Here is a 1,666-nt window from a genome sequence, read left to right on the forward strand (position 1 = left end):
TGAGAGGTTGTTGTCTTTCCGGACTTGAGGGCGGCGTTTTCGCTGGTCAGGAGTAGGGGCGGTGATTCGGTGGGAGTCGTAACCTGTCGTGTCGTCGCTCCCCGGGAGGTTGCGGATGCCGTCGGTTGTCGGACTGCTGGAACAGCACGAGCTCGCAGCTCGCTGTCGGGTGGACGGGCTGCGTGAGGAGGCCGACCGTATCCAGGCCGAACTGGCCGTTGCCGAGCTGGAATGGCAGGAGTGGGTGATCGCCCGCAGGCGGGTCGATGCGGTGCTGGCTCCGGACTGCGGCAGCACCGCCGGCACGGAGGACGTCCCGGATCCGCGGGCTGCGGGCGGGTCGGCGCCCCGGGACTCGGCGAAGCCGAAGTCGCAGGTGCCGGTGTGGAGTGAGGGGCTGGCCTGGTCGGTGCTGTCGGTGGACTACCAGCGCATCCTGCAAGCTCTCTCGGACCGGGACCGGCTCCATCAAGGGTCGCTGACCTGCCAGGAGATGGCCGTGATGTTCGGTCTGGACGCGGTGCCGGCCAAGGTGGAGGCACTGCGGTCGAAGGCGAAACGCCTGGTCGCGCGCGGCTGGCTGGCCGAACCCGCGCCGGGCCGGTTCATGCTCGCGAAGGCCGCGGCCGCGCGAGGCGGCGGGTCATGAGCAGGGTCATCGACCAGTAGATCATCGCCTCGGCGCTGGTGGTGCGGCGTTCGTAGTCGCGTCCCAGGCGGCGGGTGCGCATCAGGTGGGCGAAAAGGCGCTCGACGATCCACCGCTTGGGCAGGACCACGAAGCCGCGCATGTCGTCGCTGCGTTTGACGATCGTGAGGACCAGGGCGAGCGTGGCCAGGCAGTGCTCGACGAGGGGGCCGGTGTAGCCGCCGTCGGCCCAGATGAGGGCGAGGCGGTGGTGCGCGTCGGCCACCTGCTCGAGCAGGGCCTGGGCGGCGGCGCGGTCGCCGGTGTCCGCGGCGGTGACCATCACGCCCAGCAGCAGGCCGAGGGTGTCGACCACGACGTGCCGCTTGCGCCCGTTGATCAGCTTGCCGCCGTCGAAGCCGCGGCTGTCGGAGCCGACGACGGCATCCGCTTTGACGGACTGAGAGTCGATCACGCCGGCCGTCGGCTCCGCATCGCGCCCCTCCCTCTCGCGGATCCTTGCGCGCAGCCGGTCGTGGAACTCCTTGACCAGGGCGTGGTCGCGCCAGCGGCGGAAGAATGCGTATGCCCGGTCCCAGGGCGGGAAGTCGGCGGGCATGGCCCGCCACTTGATTCCGTTGTCGAGGAGGTAGCGGATCGCGTCCAGTATCGCCCGGTGGCAGTACGCCTCCGGCTGTCCGCCCCGGCCGCGCAACCAGCCGGGCACCGGCAGCAGCGGCCGGACCACGGCCCACTCCGAGTCCGTCATGTCCGAGGGATACCGCCGAACACGTTCCGGGTGATCGGCCGCATTGCCGAACCGGTGGGCGACACAATCACACGTCGGGGCAGTCGAGTTGAACTCCACCGGCGCGAGCACGTAGAACTGCGGCAACAGGGTCTCCTGGATCTCGGTTGGCTTCGCAACCCCGAGCTACCAAGAGGCCCTGCCTTCATGCCCACGACCAGCGGCGATCACCCGATCGAGACTCCCGTTCGACACACAGCCCTCAAGATCGGAACGACAACAGCTACTGA

Annotated in this window: 2 protein-coding genes; one reads left to right on the forward strand and one right to left on the reverse strand. The window is 69.3% G+C overall.

Annotated elements, in window-relative coordinates; all coding sequences use genetic code 11:
- Window positions 1–115: 115 nt before the first annotated feature.
- Window positions 116–649 carry a hypothetical protein gene (locus ACFYOB_RS41585; protein ID WP_388570293.1) on the forward strand — a complete coding sequence of 178 codons (534 nt, stop codon included), beginning with the start codon at window positions 116–118 and terminating at the stop codon, window positions 647–649.
- Here ACFYOB_RS41585 and ACFYOB_RS41590 read toward each other — a convergent pair.
- Window positions 606–1,397, reverse strand: a complete 792-nt coding sequence (locus tag ACFYOB_RS41590) for an IS5 family transposase (RefSeq protein WP_388570295.1) — start codon at window positions 1,395–1,397, stop codon at window positions 606–608. The two genes, ACFYOB_RS41585 and ACFYOB_RS41590, sit on opposite strands and share 44 nt — an antisense overlap.
- Between the last annotated feature and the right edge of the window lie 269 nt (window positions 1,398–1,666).

Origin of the sequence: Streptomyces sp. NPDC006463 (genome assembly GCF_042870715.1) — a bacterium.
In the GTDB taxonomy this organism is placed as follows: Bacteria; Actinomycetota; Actinomycetes; order Streptomycetales; family Streptomycetaceae; genus Streptomyces.

Bases quoted from the DNA above. Each gene is read 5' to 3' on its own strand.
- ACFYOB_RS41585 (WP_388570293.1), top strand. From the start codon at position 116: ATGCCGTCGGTTGTCGGACTGCTGGAACAGCACGAGCTCGCAGCTCGC.
- ACFYOB_RS41590 (WP_388570295.1), bottom strand. From the start codon at position 1,397: ATGACGGACTCGGAGTGGGCCGTGGTCCGGCCGCTGCTGCCGGTGCCC.